The sequence below is a fragment of the Crassaminicella profunda genome (assembly GCF_019884785.1).
Classification (GTDB): domain Bacteria; phylum Bacillota; class Clostridia; order Peptostreptococcales; family Thermotaleaceae; genus Crassaminicella; species Crassaminicella profunda.
This window is the reverse complement of record NZ_CP082326.1, coordinates 4045775-4064509: the sequence shown is the minus strand read 5'-3', so window position 1 is coordinate 4064509 and position 18735 is coordinate 4045775. Positions and strand designations below refer to the sequence as shown.

The window sequence follows — 18735 nt, the reverse complement described above, 5'->3', positions numbered from 1 at the left end:
GTTAAAAAACTTTGTAAAAAATGATTTAGGTAAAAATTGTGAAATATAAGATTATTTTCGAAAAAAATGATTCATATAGTTGTACAAATGCAAGAAATAAAAAATAAAAAACCATGTATTGTATGATGATGTATTTTATGTAGATATATGTAATATACTAAAAATAGTTAAATCCTTGAGAAATAGGAAAACTTTCATGGGTAAAATTTATACAAAAAAGGGAAAAATATTACGGCAAAATGAAATAGACATAGCTTTTAATTGCAAATAGTTGAAAATACTTGTATACATTGACATTATCGTATATTTGTATTAAAATATCCTTGCAAGGAGTATACTTACCAATCATGTCGACAAGTGACATAATTAGGTAAAATATGAAAAAATGTGGGGGATAGTATGACAAGGGATTTATTAAATGAAGATAATACAGGTTTGTCCCTAACATCAAAGATATTCAATATACTAAGAGAAGATATATTGAATGGGAAATATGCTGAAGGAGAAAAGCTAGGAGAAGCAAAACTAGCAGAAGAATTAGGTGTTAGCCGTACACCAGTAAGAGAAGCTCTTAAACAACTTGAACTAGATGGTATTGTGGAGAATAAACCTAATAGAGGGGTTGTTGTATTAGGCATATCTAAGCAAGATATTGAAGATATATATACAATAAGAACTGCTATTGAAGGAATAGCTGCTAGATGGGCTGTTGAGAGAATTACAGAATCAGAAGTAGAAGAGTTAAAAGAAGCTTATGAATTAATGGAGTTCTATACCTTCAAAAATGATATTGAAAAATTTGCAGAACTAAACACAAAATTTCATGAAATTATTTATAAAGCAACCAAGAGCAGACATCTTGAACAAGTACTTAAGGATTTTCAGTATTATATGAAGAAAACAAGAAGAAAATCTTTACATGTTGAGGGACGAATTAAGGATTCACTAAAAGAACATAAACTCGTTTTAGATGCTTTTCTCAATAAGGATGAAGAGGCTGCACAAAAGGCTCTTACAAACCATGTTGAGAATTCAAAAAAAAATGTAGAAAAGAATGTAAAAGCTTAAGACTACTGTAATGGTAGTCTTTTTTTTATAAAGGGAGGATAAAATATGAAAGAATCTATAATCCTAAAAAAACTAGTAGAATTATCAAATGAAAATATTGTATCTTTTCATGTTCCAGGTCATAAAAATGGGAAAGCTTATAAAAAATATAAAGAACATCCCTTTAACAATGAATTATTATCTTTGGATGTAACAGAAATTCCTGGAACAGATAATCTCCATGCCCCAGAAGAGATGATTAAAAAAGCACAAGAAAAGGCAGCAAAATTTTTTGGCGCAGAGCATACTTTCTTTTTGATTAATGGTACATCTACAGGAAATATTTCAGCCCTTATGGCAGTGGCAAATCCAAATGAGAAAATCATTGTACCAAGGGATTGTCATAAATCTATTATGCATGGATTAATATTAGGAGGATTGATTCCTGTATATATTCATCCAGAAGTAAGTGTGGAGCACAATATTTCTATGGGAATAAAGGTTGAGACAATAGAAAAAGCTATTCTTGAAAATAAGGATGCAAAGGCTGTGGTCTTAACTTATCCAAATTATTATGGAATTTGCTCTGATATTGAAGCAATTGTAAAGGTTGTACATAAATATGAAAAGATTCTCATTGTAGATGAGGCTCATGGTTCTCATTTAAATTTAAGTGAAGATTTGCCAGTTGACGCAATAGATGCAGGGGCTGACATTGTTATTCAAAGTACGCATAAAACCCTTCCTGGATTTACTCAAAGTTCTATGCTTCATGTAAAATCAGAAAGAGTAAATCTAGATAGATTAAGATTTATGTTAATGATGAATCAAAGTAGTAGTCCATCTTATCTATTGATGGCGTCTCTAGATGAAGCAAGGGTTATTGCAGAAAGAGATGGAAAAGTTCTTATGGACGATCTTTTGAAAAATATCAATAAATTCCATGAAAAAATTTCAAAAATAAATGGTATAAAAGTGTTTGATGAAAAATTAATAGGAAAATATGGGGTGAAAGATTTTGATAAAACAAGATTAGTTATAGATATGACAGATTTAGGAATCAGTGGGACCCAGTTAGATGCTTTATTAAGAGAAAAATATGGTATACAAATGGAAATGAGTGATATGAAGCATATTGTTGCTGTATGTACGATTGGTAATGATAGGGATGATTTTGAAAAACTATTAAAAGCTTTAATACATATAAAAGAAAAAAATACAAGAGAAGTTAGAAAAATAGAAAAGGTTTCATTACTACAGGGTATCCCTAAAATGAATATACTTCCGAGGCAAGCAACTTTTTCCATTAAGAAAGAAATTAACTTTGAAGAAAGTGTTGGTAAAACTAGTGGAGAATATATTATTCCTTATCCCCCTGGGATACCTGTTTTATGCCCAGGAGAAGAAATTACAAAAGAAATCATTAATTATATAAAGATATTGAAAGAAAGAGGACTAAGTATTATGGGTATGGATGATAGCCATTTAGAAAAAATAAAAGTGATTGAGTAAAAATCTTATTTATAAAATTGTGGTATACTATGAGCATGATCAAAAAGGAGAGGAGCTTTTATGACAACGGATGAAAGAAGAAAAGCTATAATAAAAATATTAAAAGATCAGGAAGAACCCATAACGGGAACAGCTCTTGCTAAAGAGTTTAAAGTAAGTAGACAAGTAATTGTACAGGATATTGCTGTTATGCGTGCACAAGGGGAAAATATTTTAGCTACTTCTAATGGGTATATGATGATAAAATTTGATGGAAAAAATAAAAACATCAAGACCATTATATGTCGACACAAGGGGTATGCCCATATGGAAGAAGAGTTAAAAATTATGGTAGATATGGGTGCAAAGGTATTAGATGTGATTGTGGAGCATCCTATTTATGGGGAAATTAGAAGTTCTTTGATGATTACGTCAAGAATGGATATAGAAGAGTTTATGGAGAAGGTAAAGGAAAATGATGCAGCACCATTAGCTTCTTTGACAGGTGGAGATCATGTTCATACGGTAGAGGTTCCAAATAATAGAGCTTATGAAAAAATGATAAAAGCTTTAAAAGAAAAAGGATATTTGGTAAAGGGAGAATAATGGATTTAAAACAATATAAATGGTATAAATAAAAGAAATTTACAAATCTAGGGTATTGTATTCCTCTTAAAGATTTGTTATATTTTTTATAACGGGTGACAAGACAGGTGTAAAGTCGTAAATGCTTGTAAGTTGATTTTAGTGTATATTGGAATAAATTAAATTTTATAAAAATGGTGCATAAAGAAAGGATTGAAAATATGAATGAAAAAGAGATGATCCAAGAAATACAATGTTTAAAAAAAGAAAAAAATGCTGTTATTTTAGCACATAACTATCAAATACCAGAAGTGCAAGATATTGCTGATATTGTAGGAGATTCATTAAAGCTTAGTCAAGAGGCTGCCAAAACGGATGCAGATGTAATTGTTTTTGCTGGGGTTCGTTTTATGGCTGAAAGTGCAAAAATATTATCTCCTGATAAAAAGGTATTATTACCTGTATATGATGCAGGCTGTCCAATGGCAGATATGGTAGATGCTGAAAGCCTTAGAATATTCAAAAAAGAGTATCCAGATGTTCCGATTGTCTGTTATGTAAATTCTTCAGCAGAAGTAAAAGCAGAAAGTGATATTTGTTGTACTTCTTCTAATGCTTTAAAAATTGTAAAGAGCATAAAGAAAGATAAAATATTATTTGTACCAGATCAAAATTTAGGAAGTTATATCAAAGAACAAGTGCCAGAAAAGGAAATTATTCTCTGGGAAGGATATTGTATCACTCACCATAGGGTAAGAAGCATAGAAGTAAATGCTGCAAAGAACAATCATCCAAATGCATTGGTATTAGTACATCCAGAATGTAGTAAAGCGGTAGTTGAAAAGGCTGATTTTGTAGGAAGTACTGCTCAAATTATTGATTATGCGAAGAAATCAGAGAATAAATCATTTATTATTGGAACAGAGATGGGAATACTTCATCAACTTAGGAAGGATAACCCTGATAAAAAATTCTATTTAATCTCTCCAGCTTTAACTTGTTATAATATGAAAAAAACGTCTCTTGAAGATATTTATAATGCTTTGAAATTTGACCAATATGAGATAAAGGTAGAGAAAGATTTAAGACAACGTTCATTAGTTTCCCTTGAGAGAATGCTCAAAATTAGTTAAGGAGATGAAAACAATGAAATCCAGATATATAAGTGGTTTTCATGATGTAAATAGTAAAAAAGATTGTGATGTAGTGATAATCGGTACAGGGGTTGCAGGGCTTTTTACGGCTTTAAATATAAGTTCAAAAGAACGGGTTATTGTTCTTTCAAAAACAAAGCTAAATAATAACAATAGTAATCTAGCTCAAGGTGGGATTGCTGCTTGTGTAAATCAAGAGGATGATTTTAAATCTCATTATGAAGATACATTAAGAGCGGGAGCTTATTATAATAGAGAAGAGACTACTCAAACATTGATTAAAGAAGCACCAAAAAATATCAAAAAATTATTAACGTATGGTACAAATTTTGATCAAGATGAGAATGGAAATTTAAGGGTAACCCGAGAAGGTGGACATAGTAAAAGGAGGATTCTTCATGCAAAGGATGCTACAGGAAGAGAAGTAATCAGATCTTTAGGAGTAGAAATAGAAAGCAGAAAAAATATACATGTGGATGAAGATGTTTTTGCTATAGATCTCATAACCAATAAAAATGAAGTTTGTGGAGTTTTGGCTGTAAATGAGCATGGGGAAAGAATAATTTACCAAAGTAAGGCAGTTGTTTTAGCAACAGGTGGGGTGGGACAAGTATATAAAAATACTACAAACCCAGAAGTTACTACAGGAGATGGAATAGCCATGGTTTATCGTGCAGGAGGGGCTATTCATGATATGGAATTTATACAATTTCATCCTACTGCCATGTATAGTGAAAAAAATGGACAAAAATTCTTGATTTCTGAATCTGTAAGGGGAGAAGGCGCAGTACTGAGAAATGTAAAAGGTGAAACTTTTATGAAAAAATATCATAAAATGGCTGATTTAGCACCAAGAGATATTGTTGCAAGGAGCATTTTTACAGAAAAAAGTATCAACCATACTCCTTATGTTTATTTAGATATTACTCATAAAACTCCTTCCTTTATTAAAAATAGATTTCCTATGATCTATGAAAGATGTTTAGAAGAAGGAATAGATATGACAAAGGAATATATTCCTGTATCTCCTGTACAGCATTATATTATGGGAGGAATCTATACAGATATAGATGGAAAAACAAATATTGAAGGACTTTATGCATGTGGAGAATGTGCTTGCACAGGGGTTCATGGGGCAAATCGACTTGCGAGCAATTCACTACTTGAAGGGCTTGTGTTTGGAAATCGAGTAGTGCAGTCTTTAACTCAATATATTTCAAATAAAAGGATAAATGCTTTACCGGTTATGCCAATGATTGAATATAAAGGATCTAAAGATTTAGATTTTGATTATATAAAAGAAAAGATTGAGAATATTATGGACGAATATATATCTATCGTAAGAAGTCAGAATGGATTAAAGGTTGCATTAAAAGAGATCAAAAAGTTAAGTAACCAATTATTAGGATGTAAAGAAAGCATAAAGTATTATGAATGTAGAAATATGTGTACGGTTGCAATCCTTATTATAAAAGCAGCCCTAAAAAGGGAAAAAAGTCTTGGAGCACATTATAGAGTAGATACGGAGGGTCAAGGGTGTATAATAAATTTTTAGTAGAGAAAATCATAAAAAATGCGTTAATAGAAGATATGAATTACGGGGACACTACTACTGATCTATTGATTGATGATGCTTCTTTCTCTGAAGCCTATATGATTGCAAAGGAAACAGGTGTTGTAGCAGGTCTTTTGGTGGCTGAAAGTGTTTTTAAATTATTAGATGAAAACATATCATTTAAAGTGTTAAAAAAAGATGGAACTCTTGTAAAAAAAGGAGAAAAAATAGCTGAAATTAAAGGAAGTACAAAGAATATATTGAAGGGTGAAAGATTAGCTTTAAATTTACTTCAAAGAATGTCAGGGATTGCATCTGCGTCAAGAAGATATGCAGATCTTGTGAAGGAGTATCAAACAAGAGTAGTAGATACGAGAAAGACAACTCCGAATCTTAGAATTTTAGAAAAATATGCAGTTCGTGTGGGGGGTTGTTATAATCATCGATTCAATTTATCAGATGCAGTGATGATTAAGGATAATCATATAAAGGCAGTAGGAAGTATAAAGAAAGCAGTAGAAAGAATACGAGAAAATATTCCTCATACAACTAAAATCGAAGTAGAAGTGACTTCCTTAAAGGAACTAGAAGAAGCATTAAAGGCAAGGGCTGATATTATTATGTTAGATAATATGGATTTAGAAACCATGAAAAGAGCTGTTGAAAGTACAAAAGGTAGGGCCATTCTTGAAGCTTCTGGAAATATTACTTTAGAAAGAATAAAAGATATTGCAAAAATTGGTGTGGATGTAATTTCTGTAGGAGCTCTTACCCACTCTGTAAAAGCAATGGATATTAGTTTGCTAATTATAGACTAAATATTTATGAAAAAGATATTTATTCTGACAAGATATAAATGTGTAGTGATTTAGAAGAAAAGAGGTGGGACTAATGAAAAAAAATAAATTTTCCTTTAGAGAATATATGACAAAAGCATTAAATGGAATGGCTTTAGGATTGTTTTCTTCTTTGATTATTGGACTTATATTAAAACAAATTGGAGATTATGCAGGAATAGAAGCTTTGGTGAAGTTTGGTAAGATCGCTCAGTTTGTAATGGGACCAGCTATAGGCGCAGGAGTAGCTTTTAGTGTAGGTGCTCCTCCACTAGGAGTTTTTGCGTCCATTGTTACAGGAGCTATAGGTGCAGGAACTGTTTACTCAGGAGCTGATGGAGCTTTTATTGTAAAAATAGGTGAGCCTGTAGGAGCTTTTGTAGCTTCTTTAATTGGTGCAGAATTTTCAAAGATGATCACAGGAAAAACAAAGGTGGATATTGTTTTAGTACCTGCAGGCACGATTATTATTGGAGGTCTTGCTGGAATTTTCATAGGACCTGTTATGGCATCTGTCATGAAAAATTTAGGAGGTATTATCAATAGAGCAACAGAGCTTCAGCCTATTCCTATGGGAATTGTTATCGCAGCTCTTATGGGAATGATTTTAACTCTTCCAATAAGTAGTGCGGCACTTTCTATATCATTAGGTCTTAGTGGACTTGCTGCAGGGGCTTCTGCAGTAGGTTGTGCAACGCAAATGATTGGTTTTGCTATGGCAAGCTATCGGGAAAATGGTGTGGGAGGAGCTATTGCTCAAGGACTTGGAACATCTATGCTACAGGTTCCTAATATTATTAAAAATCCTTTGATTTGGGTACCTCCAACTTTAGCTAGTGCACTCCTTGGACCTATTGCAACCTATGTATTGAAAATGGAAAACAATAGCATTGGTGCAGGGATGGGGACAAGTGGTTTAGTTGGGCAATTTGGAACTATTGCTGCTATGGGGGATAGTCAATCTATGACTTTAATTATAGGCAAAATTCTATTATTACACTTTATTTTGCCAGCTATTTTGACCCTTATGATTTCTGGATATATGAGAAAAAAAGGATGGATTAAATATGGAGATATGAAACTAACTCCATAATTTGAAATATTTTCTGCTCGATAGTATAATGAGACTATGCTATTGAGCTTATTTTTTTGACAGAAAATAATGCGAGATGGATATATTATTATTAAGGGAATATAATACTAAAATGATAACTACAAGAACAGGGGTGAAGAATTTGAGAAAAGCAAAAGGTGCATTTTGGGGTATAGGTGTAGTAGTAGTCCTATTCCTTTTAACTTCTTTTACGACTATTATTAATTTTGTAACAGATTATCAATGGTTTAAGGAAGTGGGGTATGATAAAGTTTTTTTAACAAAATTGATGACCCAATTTAAAATGGGTATACCTATTTTCATTGTACTTACACTACTTATTCATTTTTATCTATTATCTATTAAGAAGAATTATAATAAAAAAATCGATACAGCTTATACGAAAATAAGTGAAAAAGGAATTAATCGTATTGCATTAGGAATTTCAACTATTGTTTCTTTTTTAGCAACTATGACCGTATGTAGTAATCTTTGGTTTGAAATATTAAAGTTTTTTAATGCAACAAAGTTTAATATTCTTGATCCAATATTTAAAAATGATATTTCTTTTTATATGTTAAAGCTTCCTTTCTTAGAGCAGATTTATTATCTATTGATGAGTTTTATTGTTTTCTTAGTTATTGTTACAGTTATTTTTTATATGATTTTGATGAGTGTAAAAAGACCTACACTCTTTGATGTGAATCATGAGCCTGAAGACAATGTTAGAAGAATTCATCCGAATGTGAATATGAACAATGGAAAGCAATTATTAAATATAGCATTAGGGCAATTAACGGTTTTAGGAGTATCATTTTTTGTGATTTTAGGCTTAGGATATGTATTTAAAACATATGACTTATTGTATTCACCTCGTGGAGTAGCCTATGGAGCAAGTTTTACAGATATTCATGTAACCTTATGGATTTACAGGGCTAAGATTGTATTAGCTATTATTTCAGCAGTTTTATTAATGGTAGGTGCAAAAAGAAAGCAATTAAGATTAGTCCTTACAGGACCTGTAATCATGATTGTACTATCTATACTAGGAAATGTTGCTGCTTTAGGAGTACAGAATTTTATTGTAGCTCCTGATGAGATTTCCAAGGAAAGAATATATTTAGATCATAATATAAACTATACAAAAATGGCTTATGGACTTGATCATATCGAAGAAAAGGATTTTTCTGCAAAACAAAATTTAACAAGGGAAGATTTAGAAAAAAATATAGAAACCATAAAAAATATTCGTATCAACGATTATCGTCCTACAAAGCAATTTTATAATCAGAGTCAAGGGATTCGATTGTATTATCAATTCCATGATGTGGATATAGATAGATATAATATTGATGGGCAGTTGACTCAAGTATTTTTATCAGGAAGAGAGATTAATGAAGAAAAGATCAATGAACAGTGGATTAATCAGCATTTAAAATATACGCATGGATATGGTGCTGCATTATCTCCTGTAAATGCGATTACCAGTCAGGGACAACCTGATTTACTTATAAAAAATATTCCACCAAAATCAGATATAGAAGATATCCAAATAAAGTATCCACAAATTTATTTTGGAGAACTTACAAATAATTATGTTATTACCAATACAAAGGAAAAAGAATTTGACTATCCTAGTGGTGGTCAAAATGAAGAAACTATTTATGAAGGTAGTGCTGGAATCCATTTAGGAGGAATGAATAAGCTTTTATATGCCATCAAGGAGAAAAGCTCGAAAATATTAATATCTGGAAATATCACGAAGGATAGCAAAATTTTAATCTATAGAAATATTAAAGAAAGAGCACAAAAAATTGCACCATTTATATATTATGATGATGATCCATACCTTGTAATCGATAATGAAAAATTATACTGGATTTTAGATGGTTATACAATCAGTAACAATTATCCTTATGCAAGACCTTTTGGAGAAGGGCGAACGAATTATATTAGAAACTCTGTAAAGGTAGTAGTGGATGCTTATAATGGAGATACAACTTATTATATAGCTGATGAAAAGGATCCTGTTATAAAAACTATGGCAAAAATTTTCCCTCAGTTATTCACAAATATGGATAAAATGCCTGAAGGAATAAAAGAACATGTAAGATATCCACAGACTTTATTTGATATACAGGCAAATGTGTATAAAGTATATCATATGACAGATACAGATGTATTTTATCAACAGGAAGATTTATGGGATATTGCTAATGAGATTTATGAACAAGAAAAACAAGTAATGGAATCAAATTATTTCATTATGAAATTACCAGAGGAAGAAAAGGAAGAATTCTTACTTTCTATTCCATATACGCCAAAGAATAAGCCAAATATGACGGCTCTTTTCATGGCAAGAAATGATGGAGAAAACTATGGGAAATTGATTATTTATAAAATGCCAAAACAAAAGAATGTATATGGTCCAATGCAGGTAGAGTCTAAGATTGATCAGGATACAACGATTTCTAAAGAATTTTCCTTATGGGGACAAAAGGGATCTAGTTATATTCGAGGGAATTTATTAACCATACCAATAGAGAATTCACTTCTTTATGTGGAGACCATTTATTTAAAGGCAGACAATGAAAATAGTTTGCCAGAAGTAAAAAGAGTAGTTGTAGCTTATGGAGATAAAATTGCTTATGAAGAAACATTAGAAAAAGCATTAGATAAACTATTTGGAGGAGCAAAAACACCAGAAGTAACCCTTCCTGAGGAAGATGTTAAAGATCCAATGAGTGTAAATGGAATGATTAAGAGAGCTAATGAAGTATTCATAAAAGCTCAAGAAGCTCAAAAGAATGGAAATTGGGCAGAGTATGGAAAGTATTTAGATGAATTGAAAATATTATTGCAAAGATTAAATCAAACAGAAAGTGTTGAATAATAAAAGGGAATCTCGTAGAGATTCCCTTTTGTTGATTAAGGGAGAGTAAAATTTAAACGCCTAAAAAATTTCTTAAAGATATATAAACGATTGTAATAGGTGGGCCAATGATTTTACCTGTCAAACGGGTAACAATCAATAACATAAGAATAAATCTTCCTTTTGTATAAATCTCATAATAAAAAGGTTTATCCTTTAATCCTAATAGTCCAAAGAAAATATGTGAACCATCTAGTGGTGGTATAGGTAGTAAATTGAATACAAATAAAACAATGTTAATCCATACGGTATAATCAAATACTTCCATGATTGTATTATAAAGATTATAGGGTAAGAATGTAATAGGGGTTTGAGAAAGTATCTTCATGAGTATAAGGAAAAAGATAGAAATCAATAGGTTCATCATAGGACCTGCTATTGATACTAAAATATCATCCCTTTTTCTACTCTTAAAATTCATCTCATTTACTTCAACAGGCTTAGCCCAACCAAATCCAGCAATTAGGATAAGAAAAAAACCAATAGGATCAAGATGAGCAGAAGGATTTAAGGATAATCTACCTTGAAGCCTTGGTGTATCATCTCCCATCCAAACAGCTACCTGAGCATGAGCATATTCATGTAAGGAAAGGCCTATAATGATTCCTGGAAGTGTTAAAAGTATTTCTCTTATGTCGATATTCATGAATTTCCTCCTTTATTGTAAAAAGTCTATTTATATTGTATAACAAATGATTGGATTAGAAAATAGGTTACTTAATTCAAGTAAGAAATTTCTAGGATTTTAAACCTTCTTCATATTTTCATTTAAACTGAATAAAAAAAAACATTATTGCTTAAATTAAAGGATACAATAAAGTTTAAATAGGTTAATCATTTGGAGGAATTATTTGTGAATAAAGAGTTTATTTCAGATAGACAATGTATTTCTATTATAATTTTGTATATATGTAGTAATTCTTTAATATCTGCAATTGGAAAAGATGCAAAAGAAAGTATATGGATTGCAATTATTTTAGCTATAGTATGTGCTTGCTTAGTTGTATGCATTTATAATAGAATTCTTACATTATATCCTCATCAAGATTTATTTGATATTTTACAGAAAGTTTTTGGAACTTTTATAGGAAAAGGAATTAGTTTACTATATATATGGTATTTTTTCTATATACTTGTAATAGACTTATTAGACTTTATGACTTTTATCATTACTGTTGGATTAGTTGAAACACCTATCATAGCATTGATGATTCCTGCTATGATGACAACTTCTTGGGGGACTAAAGAAGGTATAGAAGTTTTAGGAAGATGGGCAGCATTTTTTGTGATTATACTTTTTATTTTTGTCTATGTAAGCGTACCTTTTGGAATACATCTGATGGATATAGATCATTTGCAACCTATTTTATATAGTGGTATAGATGCAGTTATAAAGGGTGGATTTTCATTTTTTTCTTTTCCTTTTGGAGAAATTGTTATATTTTTGGCTGTTTTTAAAACATTAAAAAGCAAAAAATCTTACTTTAAAGTTTATATATTAGGATTATTATTAGGAGGAATTGTAATATTGTCAACTGTTGTAACAGAAATGTTAGTTTTAGGTAGTGACTTGTATGCGAATTCTTTTTTTCCATCCTATGCTGCAATAACGTTGGTAAATATTGGTGGAGTTATTAAAGGAATGCAGATTATAGTATCCGCTACAGTTTTGATAGGAGGGTATACAAGATCAATTGTATGTCTTTTTGCCTCTTGTAAAGGAATATCAAAATTATTTGATTTAAATGATTATAGATTTATTGTAACTCCAGTTGCTATTTTTGTTATTATTATAGCAATTAGTAGTTTTGAAAGTATTAATCAAATGACTGATTGGAAACATAATATATACAATTACTATGCTTTTTTATTTCAAGTAATTTTTCCTATTACTATATGGATTGGTGCTGAAATAAAAAATAAGTAATGAGTAGTTTATTTTTTAGGGAATTATAAGATTTAAAATTTCAAAATAACTTATGATTGAAAAATAAAATATTGAATTATTTTGAGTAAGTTTCATTACAAAAGAGTGGTTTTGTAATGAAACTTATGAGATGAGCATCTGAGAAATTTTATTTTCTTAAGGATGTATATTGATTATATTTTTTATTTAAAATAATAGTAGATTTACTTAATTGGTTTGTTATATAACTATCAAGATGATAAGAGCCTATTTCATTTTTTAGCTTTTGCATGATTAGCTCTTTTTTTATTTTTTGAAGTTCATAAGCTTTATAGGCTTCTTCTGTATCCAAATGAAAAAGCTCTTTTTCTTTTGATTCACAAAAGGCATGAAAGCATTTATAGTATATATTTGTATCTATTTTTTCTTGAATACTCAATAAATAAGCTGTGTAAGAATTTTGTAGTTCACTTTCAGTTGGAATAAGAGCGTTGGCTTTTGCTTCTTGTAGTATCAGTAGGTCTTTTAAAGTTTCTTCAAAAGCAGTAATAACATTATCTTGTTTATTTAGTATTTGTTCATAATGATCAATTTCTTTTAGTAAAAAATATTTTAAAGCTTCTAGGTCTTCATAGTTTTTTAAAGAGGAAATAAAATTTTTTGCATCTTCAAGTTTTTTTTCTTTTAATAAATGAATAATATCATCAATCAAATCACGTCTTAAATGAAGAAGCTCTAGATTTCTATAGATATTATTTTGAAAACCATTGTATTCATATAAGTTTTTTTCTAATTGAAATGTTGCAAGCTTTTTTTCTACATCTTCTCTGGTGATGGCATCACCATTTACAATAGCAATTTCATTTGGATTTAAATTTTTATGTTCTACACAGGAAGTAAGCAAGACTAAGAAAATTAACAGAAAGATTATAATAAATGGACGAGTTTTCACAATACATCACCTCTACATATAAAAAATAAGTATTATTCATTAGACCTTTAAGATACAAAAAAGTTCCCTAATTTTAATAAAATCTTCTATATTGTATGTATTAAAAAATATATAAAAATAGAACAAAAGATCCTTCTATAAAGACCTTTTGTTATTGGGGAACAATTTTTAAATTTATAAAAAAGGGATAGAAATAAAGGCTAGTTATTTCTTAATAGTTTCAATTCTTCTATAGACATGGTATCTAAATTTTTTGCCATTTTAGAAAATTCCATTCTATCAATGAAACCTCTCGAAATAAGAAGTTCTATAAGTGTAGCGATTGCTAAGGTATTTCTATAATCAACTTCTTTTAAATCACCTATTTGTGCATATAAATCAATATCATACATAGTATTACCCCCTTAAGTTTTCTTTTACAGTTATAAGTATTAACTAAGATCAGGCAAAATATACATAAAAAATGATTGCATATTATGAACATTGGACAAATATAATCCATAATATAAGGATAAACCTATAACTTAGGAGGATAAGGTATGGAACATCATTATGAATTAACTCCCTGTAGGTATTTTTTTAAGCTGACTAAGTATTTTATAAAGTCTTTTGTAGCTTATTGTTTAAAAAAAGATGAGGAACTTGAAAAATTATATTATCATACAATGGACATTCATATAGAATATATTGAAAAATACTATGATGAAGAGGAAAAGGAAGAAAGTTTTAAAGAAAGAATCTATGAATTATTAGAGTTGATTGTTTTAAGAGAGCAGACAGATTCGTTGAAAATAAAAGGGAAAACTTATAGAGGATTAAAACTAAGAGAGAATATTATTCATAATATGTATGTAGAATTATGGTTAATAGAGAAAAACTTACACCTATTGATATATGAAAAAGCTGGAAATCACCAGGAATTATTGCCTTTTAATATTGAGTTTCCATATCTTTTACGTCTTGACCAAGTATATTATTCATTAAAAAATAAGAGGATTCCTGGACTTTTAGTCCTTTTATATGAAAGTAAACATGCATAGGGAAAAGTATGTTTACTTTCTTTTTGATTGATTAATAAAAAGGAAATGAATAAAAGTATAAAAACATTGAAAAACTATGTGTAATATGTTAAAATATCCTAAAAATGAGGAAAGACCATGAAGGGAATTAGTAAATAATGAAATTTCTTTAGAGAGTCGGTGGTTGGTGAAAACCGATGAAGTTTATTATTGAATCCATCCTGAAGTCGCAAACTGAAATTTTAGTAGGTTTTGTCGGGAGCGACCGTTATATCGCAATGAAGAGGACTGAAATTTTAGCCAATAAGGGTGGCAACGCGGGAGAACGACTTCTCGTCCCTAAGTAGGGATGAGGGGTTTTTTATTTTTGAAATAAAAGAGGAGGATTAAAAATGTTAGATATCAAAAGAATAAGAACGAATTTCGATGAAGTAAAAGCATTAGTTGAAAGAAGGGGAAAAGGGGACTTCGGATTAAATCAAGTTGTAGCATTAGATGAAAAAAGAAGAAACATTTTACAAGAAGTAGAACAGATGAAAAATAAACAAAATACTGTATCAAAAGAAATTCCAAAGCTTAAAAAAGAAGGAAAAGATGCATCAGGTGTACTTGCAGAAATGAAAGAATTATCTTCAAAAATAAAAGAATTGGATGAGGAAGTAAAGCAAGTTGAAGAGGAAATGAAAAATATTCTTCTAGGAATTCCTAATACTCCTCAAAATCATGTTCCTGTTGGAAATAGTGATGCAGATAATGAAGAAGTAAAAAAATGGGGAGAACCTACAAAGTTTGATTTTGAATATAAAGCCCATTGGGATGTAGGAGTGAACTTAGGAATTTTAGATTTTGAAAGAGCAGGAAAAATTACAGGAACAAGATTTACTGTATATAAAGGTTTTGGAGCGAGACTCGAAAGAGCAGTGATCAATTTTATGTTGGACTTACATACAACAGAGCATGGATTTACAGAGATTCTTCCTCCATTTATGGTAAATAGAGATAGTATGACAGGAACAGGACAACTTCCAAAATTTGAAGATGATATGTTCCACATTCCAAGCAAGGACTTTTTCTTGATTCCTACAGCAGAAGTGCCTGTAACAAACCTGTATATGAATGAAATATTAGAAGGAGAAACACTTCCTGTTTATCATACAGCTTACACGCCATGTTTTAGAAAAGAAGCTGGTTCTGCTGGAAGAGACACTAGAGGGCTTATTCGTCAGCATCAATTTAATAAAGTAGAATTAGTAAAATTTTCAAAACCAGAAGAGTCAGATCAAGAATTAGAAAAATTACTTTTATCAGCAGAAGAAGTACTAAAAAGATTAAAGATTCCTTATAGAGTTGTTAAGCTTTGTACAGGAGATTTAGGATTTAGCTCAGCTTGTACTTATGATATAGAAGTATGGATGCCAAGCTATGACCGATATTTGGAAATATCTTCTTGTAGTAACTTTGAAGATTTCCAAGCAAGACGTGCAAATATTAGATTTAGACCAGAAGCAAAAGGAAAAGTAAGCTATGTTCATACATTAAACGGTTCAGGATTAGCTGCAGGAAGAACTGTTGCTGCAATACTTGAAAATTATCAACAAGAAGATGGTTCTGTAGTGATTCCAGAAGCATTAAGACCTTATATGGGAGGAATTGAAAAAATTACAAAATAGGCATGAATAGGCTCAAAATGAGCCTATTTTTTTTTTAGGACTTGAATATTGTTTATAAAGGAAATTTAGCAATTTGATTTTTTTGGCACATTCTGATAAATTAATTATTAGTTATTGAAATTCCCAACTAAGGGGGAGCCTATATGCGGTTAGTTCCAATAAATGCAGCAAAAGAAGGTACATTTTTGGCTCAAACCATCTATGATGATAGGGGGCGTGTACTATTAGCAAAAGGCGTTAGACTTACGAATAGTTTAGTAGCTAGAATTAAAGCTCATGGCTTTTATTGTATCTATATCATTGATGAGTATAGTCAAGGAGAGTTAGATGATATTATAAAGCCTCAAATAAGACAAAAAGCTATTACTACTGTTCGATCTAGTCTTAATACTTGTGCAAATCTGGACAATGATAAACTAAATAAATTCCAAAGAAAAAAATTTGAGAAACAATCCCAGCAAGAATTAGAGAATATTCAACAGCTTGCAAAATTAATTGTTGATGATCTTTTTACTCAAAGAGATATTATGATTAATCTTGTGGATATTAAAAGTGTTGACAATTATACCTATAATCATAGTGTAAATTCAGCAATTATGGCATTAGTATTAGGGATCGGGTATGGACTTAATAAAAATGATCTTTATGATTTAACCATGGGGTTGATGGTTCATGATATTGGAAAAATGTTTATCCCTAAAGAGGTTCTCAATAAGCAAGGAAAATTAGACGATGATGAATATGCAATTGTAAAAGAACACGTAACTCGAGGATTTAACTATTTAAGGGAAAATACAAACATGAGTACAAAGGTAAGAATCATTTCACTGCAGCATCATGAAAAGGTAGATGGTAGTGGTTATCCATATGGTTTGAAGGATGCACAAATCTATAAACTGTCAAAAGTAGCTGCTGTAGCTGAAGTATATGATGCTCTTACATCAGGAAGACCTTATAGAGGACCTTTATGTCCAAATGAAGCTGTGGAGTATATCATGGGGTCAGGAGGAAGACATTTTAATATGGATATGGTAAAAGCTTTTGTAAAGAATGTGAATCCTTATCCTGTTGGAACTATTGTATATTTGAGCAATAATAGCATAGCTGTAGTAGAAGACATAAATAATAAATATATATTAAGGCCTATTGTAAGGGTAATTAAGCAAGATGGAAAAATTGTTGAACCTTTTTTATGTGATTTAAAAAGAGAAAGCAATGTTGTAATAAAAGGAATCTGTTATGAAGTATAAACTTTCTTATAAATATGACCGAAATAATGTTTATATAGTAGAAAACTCATTTTGATAAAGGATTAAATACTCCATGAAAGGGAGATTATATGCGATTAGTTCCGATAAATGCAGTAAAAGAAGGCTCATTTCTAGCACAAGCTCTATATGATGATAAAGGTCGTATTTTATTGGCAAAAGGCGTGAAAATTAGTGAAAGATTAAAGGATAAAATCAAAGAAAGTGGATTTTATTCTGTTTATATCCTTGATGAATTTAGTCAAGGAGAATTAGATGATATTATAAAACCTCAGGTAAGACAAAAGGCCATTGCTACTATTAGGGCTACTTTGAATACCTATGGGGATATGGATAATGAGGGACTAAATACTTTCCAAAAGAAAAAACTTCATGATCAATCAGAACAACAAATAGAGGATTTACAACAGGTTACAAAGTTAATAGTAGATGATATATTTAGTCAAAAAGAAATTATGATTAATCTTGTGGATATTAAAAGCACAGACAATTATACATACAACCATAGTGTAAATTCAGCAATTTTGGCTCTTACATTAGGAATCGGTTATGGACTTAATAGAAATGATCTTTATGATTTAACCATGGGTGCAATGCTACATGATGTAGGAAAAATGTTTATACCAAAAGATATCCTAAATAAGGAAGGAAAACTAACTCCTGAAGAGTATAAGATCGTGCAAGAGCATACAACGAGAGGGTATAATCATTTAAGAGAAAACTCAGACATGGGGAATAAAATTAGAATTGTTTCCTTACAGCATCATGAAAGAGTAGATGGTAGTGGATATCCTTTTGGATTAAAGGAAGAACAAATATATAGTTTGTCAAAGATTACTGCTGTAGCAGAAGTGTATGATGCGTTAACTTCTGATAGATCTTATAGAAGAGCGGTTCCACCTAATGAAGCAGTAGAATATATCATGGGATCAGGTGGAAGTCATTTTAATATAGATATGGTGAAAACCTTTTGTAAAAAAATTAATCCTTACCCTATTGGAACGATTGTATATTTAAGTAATCATAGTATAGCTGTAGTAGAGGAAATAAATAGTTTGTATATATTAAGACCTATTGTAAAGGTGATTAAGCAAGATGAAAGAATTGTTGAACCCTTTTTATGTGATTTGAAAAAAGAAACGAATATAGTAATAGACGGGATATGTTATGAAATATAAAGAGCAACTAAAACTAGATGCTCTTATTTTTATGGCATAAAATAGAACT

16 protein-coding genes and 1 other annotated feature are annotated in these 18735 nt (G+C 30.4%); of the genes, 13 read left to right on the top strand and 3 right to left on the bottom strand.

Annotated features, from left to right (window positions below):
* Window positions 1-399 precede the first annotated feature (399 nt).
* The 8 genes from K7H06_RS18670 to K7H06_RS18635 all read left to right on the top strand — a co-directional run bounded on the left by K7H06_RS18670 (window position 400) and on the right by K7H06_RS18635 (window position 10654).
* Window positions 400-1068: a GntR family transcriptional regulator gene (locus tag K7H06_RS18670; RefSeq protein ID WP_223037516.1), complete on the top strand. Its 669-nt coding sequence runs from the start codon at window positions 400-402 to the stop codon at window positions 1066-1068.
* Window positions 1069-1113: 45 nt separating this feature from the next.
* Window positions 1114-2559 carry an aminotransferase class I/II-fold pyridoxal phosphate-dependent enzyme gene (locus K7H06_RS18665; protein WP_223037515.1) on the top strand — a complete coding sequence of 482 codons (1446 nt, stop codon included), beginning with the start codon at window positions 1114-1116 and terminating at the stop codon, window positions 2557-2559.
* 60 nt (window positions 2560-2619) lie between these two features.
* Window positions 2620-3144 (top strand): transcription repressor NadR, encoded by a 525-nt coding sequence (locus K7H06_RS18660; protein ID WP_223037514.1) that lies wholly within the window; start codon window positions 2620-2622, stop codon window positions 3142-3144.
* A gap of 200 nt (window positions 3145-3344) precedes the next feature.
* Entirely contained in the window at window positions 3345-4256 is a 912-nt protein-coding gene (gene nadA / locus K7H06_RS18655; RefSeq protein WP_223037513.1) for a quinolinate synthase NadA, read from the top strand.
* A 13-nt stretch (window positions 4257-4269) separates the two neighbouring features.
* Window positions 4270-5832 (top strand): L-aspartate oxidase, encoded by a 1563-nt coding sequence (nadB, locus tag K7H06_RS18650; protein WP_223037512.1) that lies wholly within the window; start codon window positions 4270-4272, stop codon window positions 5830-5832.
* A gap of 35 nt (window positions 5833-5867) precedes the next feature.
* Window positions 5868-6650, top strand: coding sequence for a carboxylating nicotinate-nucleotide diphosphorylase (gene nadC, locus K7H06_RS18645; RefSeq protein WP_246637727.1), 783 nt, complete (start codon window positions 5868-5870; stop codon window positions 6648-6650).
* Between the two features lie 73 nt (window positions 6651-6723).
* A complete protein-coding gene (locus K7H06_RS18640; RefSeq protein WP_223037510.1) occupies window positions 6724-7761 on the top strand; it encodes a PTS sugar transporter subunit IIC in 1038 nt (345 codons plus the stop codon).
* A 142-nt stretch (window positions 7762-7903) separates the two neighbouring features.
* The gene (locus K7H06_RS18635) at window positions 7904-10654 is read left to right on the top strand and encodes a UPF0182 family membrane protein (protein ID WP_246637579.1); all 2751 of its coding nucleotides are present in this window, start codon (window positions 7904-7906) and stop codon (window positions 10652-10654) included.
* A 52-nt stretch (window positions 10655-10706) separates the two neighbouring features.
* On the opposite strand, the gene K7H06_RS18630 is transcribed toward K7H06_RS18635, so the two are convergent.
* Window positions 10707-11339: a site-2 protease family protein gene (locus tag K7H06_RS18630; protein ID WP_223037508.1), complete on the bottom strand. Its 633-nt coding sequence runs from the start codon at window positions 11337-11339 to the stop codon at window positions 10707-10709.
* 207 nt (window positions 11340-11546) lie between these two features.
* Between K7H06_RS18630 and K7H06_RS18625 the strand changes: the two genes are divergently transcribed.
* Window positions 11547-12620 carry a GerAB/ArcD/ProY family transporter gene (locus K7H06_RS18625; RefSeq protein WP_223037507.1) on the top strand — a complete coding sequence of 358 codons (1074 nt, stop codon included), beginning with the start codon at window positions 11547-11549 and terminating at the stop codon, window positions 12618-12620.
* Window positions 12621-12768: 148 nt separating this feature from the next.
* On the opposite strand, the gene K7H06_RS18620 is transcribed toward K7H06_RS18625, so the two are convergent.
* Window positions 12769-13551: a hypothetical protein gene (locus tag K7H06_RS18620; protein WP_223037506.1), complete on the bottom strand. Its 783-nt coding sequence runs from the start codon at window positions 13549-13551 to the stop codon at window positions 12769-12771.
* 200 nt (window positions 13552-13751) lie between these two features.
* Window positions 13752-13943, bottom strand: a complete 192-nt coding sequence (locus K7H06_RS18615; RefSeq protein WP_223037505.1) for a hypothetical protein — start codon at window positions 13941-13943, stop codon at window positions 13752-13754.
* A 147-nt stretch (window positions 13944-14090) separates the two neighbouring features.
* On the opposite strand from K7H06_RS18615, the gene K7H06_RS18610 reads away from it, so the two are divergent.
* The 4 genes from K7H06_RS18610 (at window position 14091) to K7H06_RS18595 (ending at window position 18686) form a co-directional block, all read left to right on the top strand.
* On the top strand, window positions 14091-14591 hold the full coding sequence (locus tag K7H06_RS18610) for a hypothetical protein (RefSeq protein WP_223037504.1): 501 nt from the start codon (window positions 14091-14093) through the stop codon (window positions 14589-14591).
* A gap of 108 nt (window positions 14592-14699) precedes the next feature.
* Window positions 14700-14914: a binding site (T-box leader), on the top strand.
* Between the two features lie 48 nt (window positions 14915-14962).
* Complete coding sequence (serS, locus tag K7H06_RS18605) at window positions 14963-16240, top strand: serine--tRNA ligase (RefSeq protein WP_223037503.1); 1278 nt, start codon at window positions 14963-14965, stop codon at window positions 16238-16240.
* A gap of 143 nt (window positions 16241-16383) precedes the next feature.
* Complete coding sequence (locus K7H06_RS18600; protein WP_223037502.1) at window positions 16384-17490, top strand: HD-GYP domain-containing protein; 1107 nt, start codon at window positions 16384-16386, stop codon at window positions 17488-17490.
* A gap of 89 nt (window positions 17491-17579) precedes the next feature.
* A complete protein-coding gene (locus tag K7H06_RS18595; protein WP_223037501.1) occupies window positions 17580-18686 on the top strand; it encodes an HD-GYP domain-containing protein in 1107 nt (368 codons plus the stop codon).
* The last annotated feature ends 49 nt before the right edge of the window (window positions 18687-18735 follow it).

What these genes read in the sequence shown, in the direction of transcription:
- K7H06_RS18670 (WP_223037516.1), top strand. Translation starts at nt 400, where the DNA reads ATGACAAGGGATTTATTAAATGAAGATAATACAGGTTTGTCCCTAACA.
- K7H06_RS18665 (WP_223037515.1), top strand. Translation starts at nt 1,114, where the DNA reads ATGAAAGAATCTATAATCCTAAAAAAACTAGTAGAATTATCAAATGAA.
- K7H06_RS18660 (WP_223037514.1), top strand. Translation starts at nt 2,620, where the DNA reads ATGACAACGGATGAAAGAAGAAAAGCTATAATAAAAATATTAAAAGAT.
- nadA (WP_223037513.1), top strand. Translation starts at nt 3,345, where the DNA reads ATGAATGAAAAAGAGATGATCCAAGAAATACAATGTTTAAAAAAAGAA.
- nadB (WP_223037512.1), top strand. Translation starts at nt 4,270, where the DNA reads ATGAAATCCAGATATATAAGTGGTTTTCATGATGTAAATAGTAAAAAA.
- nadC (WP_246637727.1), top strand. Translation starts at nt 5,868, where the DNA reads ATGAATTACGGGGACACTACTACTGATCTATTGATTGATGATGCTTCT.
- K7H06_RS18640 (WP_223037510.1), top strand. Translation starts at nt 6,724, where the DNA reads ATGAAAAAAAATAAATTTTCCTTTAGAGAATATATGACAAAAGCATTA.
- K7H06_RS18630 (WP_223037508.1), bottom strand. Translation starts at nt 11,339, where the DNA reads ATGAATATCGACATAAGAGAAATACTTTTAACACTTCCAGGAATCATT.
- K7H06_RS18615 (WP_223037505.1), bottom strand. Translation starts at nt 13,943, where the DNA reads ATGTATGATATTGATTTATATGCACAAATAGGTGATTTAAAAGAAGTT.
- K7H06_RS18610 (WP_223037504.1), top strand. Translation starts at nt 14,091, where the DNA reads ATGGAACATCATTATGAATTAACTCCCTGTAGGTATTTTTTTAAGCTG.
- serS (WP_223037503.1), top strand. Translation starts at nt 14,963, where the DNA reads ATGTTAGATATCAAAAGAATAAGAACGAATTTCGATGAAGTAAAAGCA.
- K7H06_RS18600 (WP_223037502.1), top strand. Translation starts at nt 16,384, where the DNA reads ATGCGGTTAGTTCCAATAAATGCAGCAAAAGAAGGTACATTTTTGGCT.
- K7H06_RS18595 (WP_223037501.1), top strand. Translation starts at nt 17,580, where the DNA reads ATGCGATTAGTTCCGATAAATGCAGTAAAAGAAGGCTCATTTCTAGCA.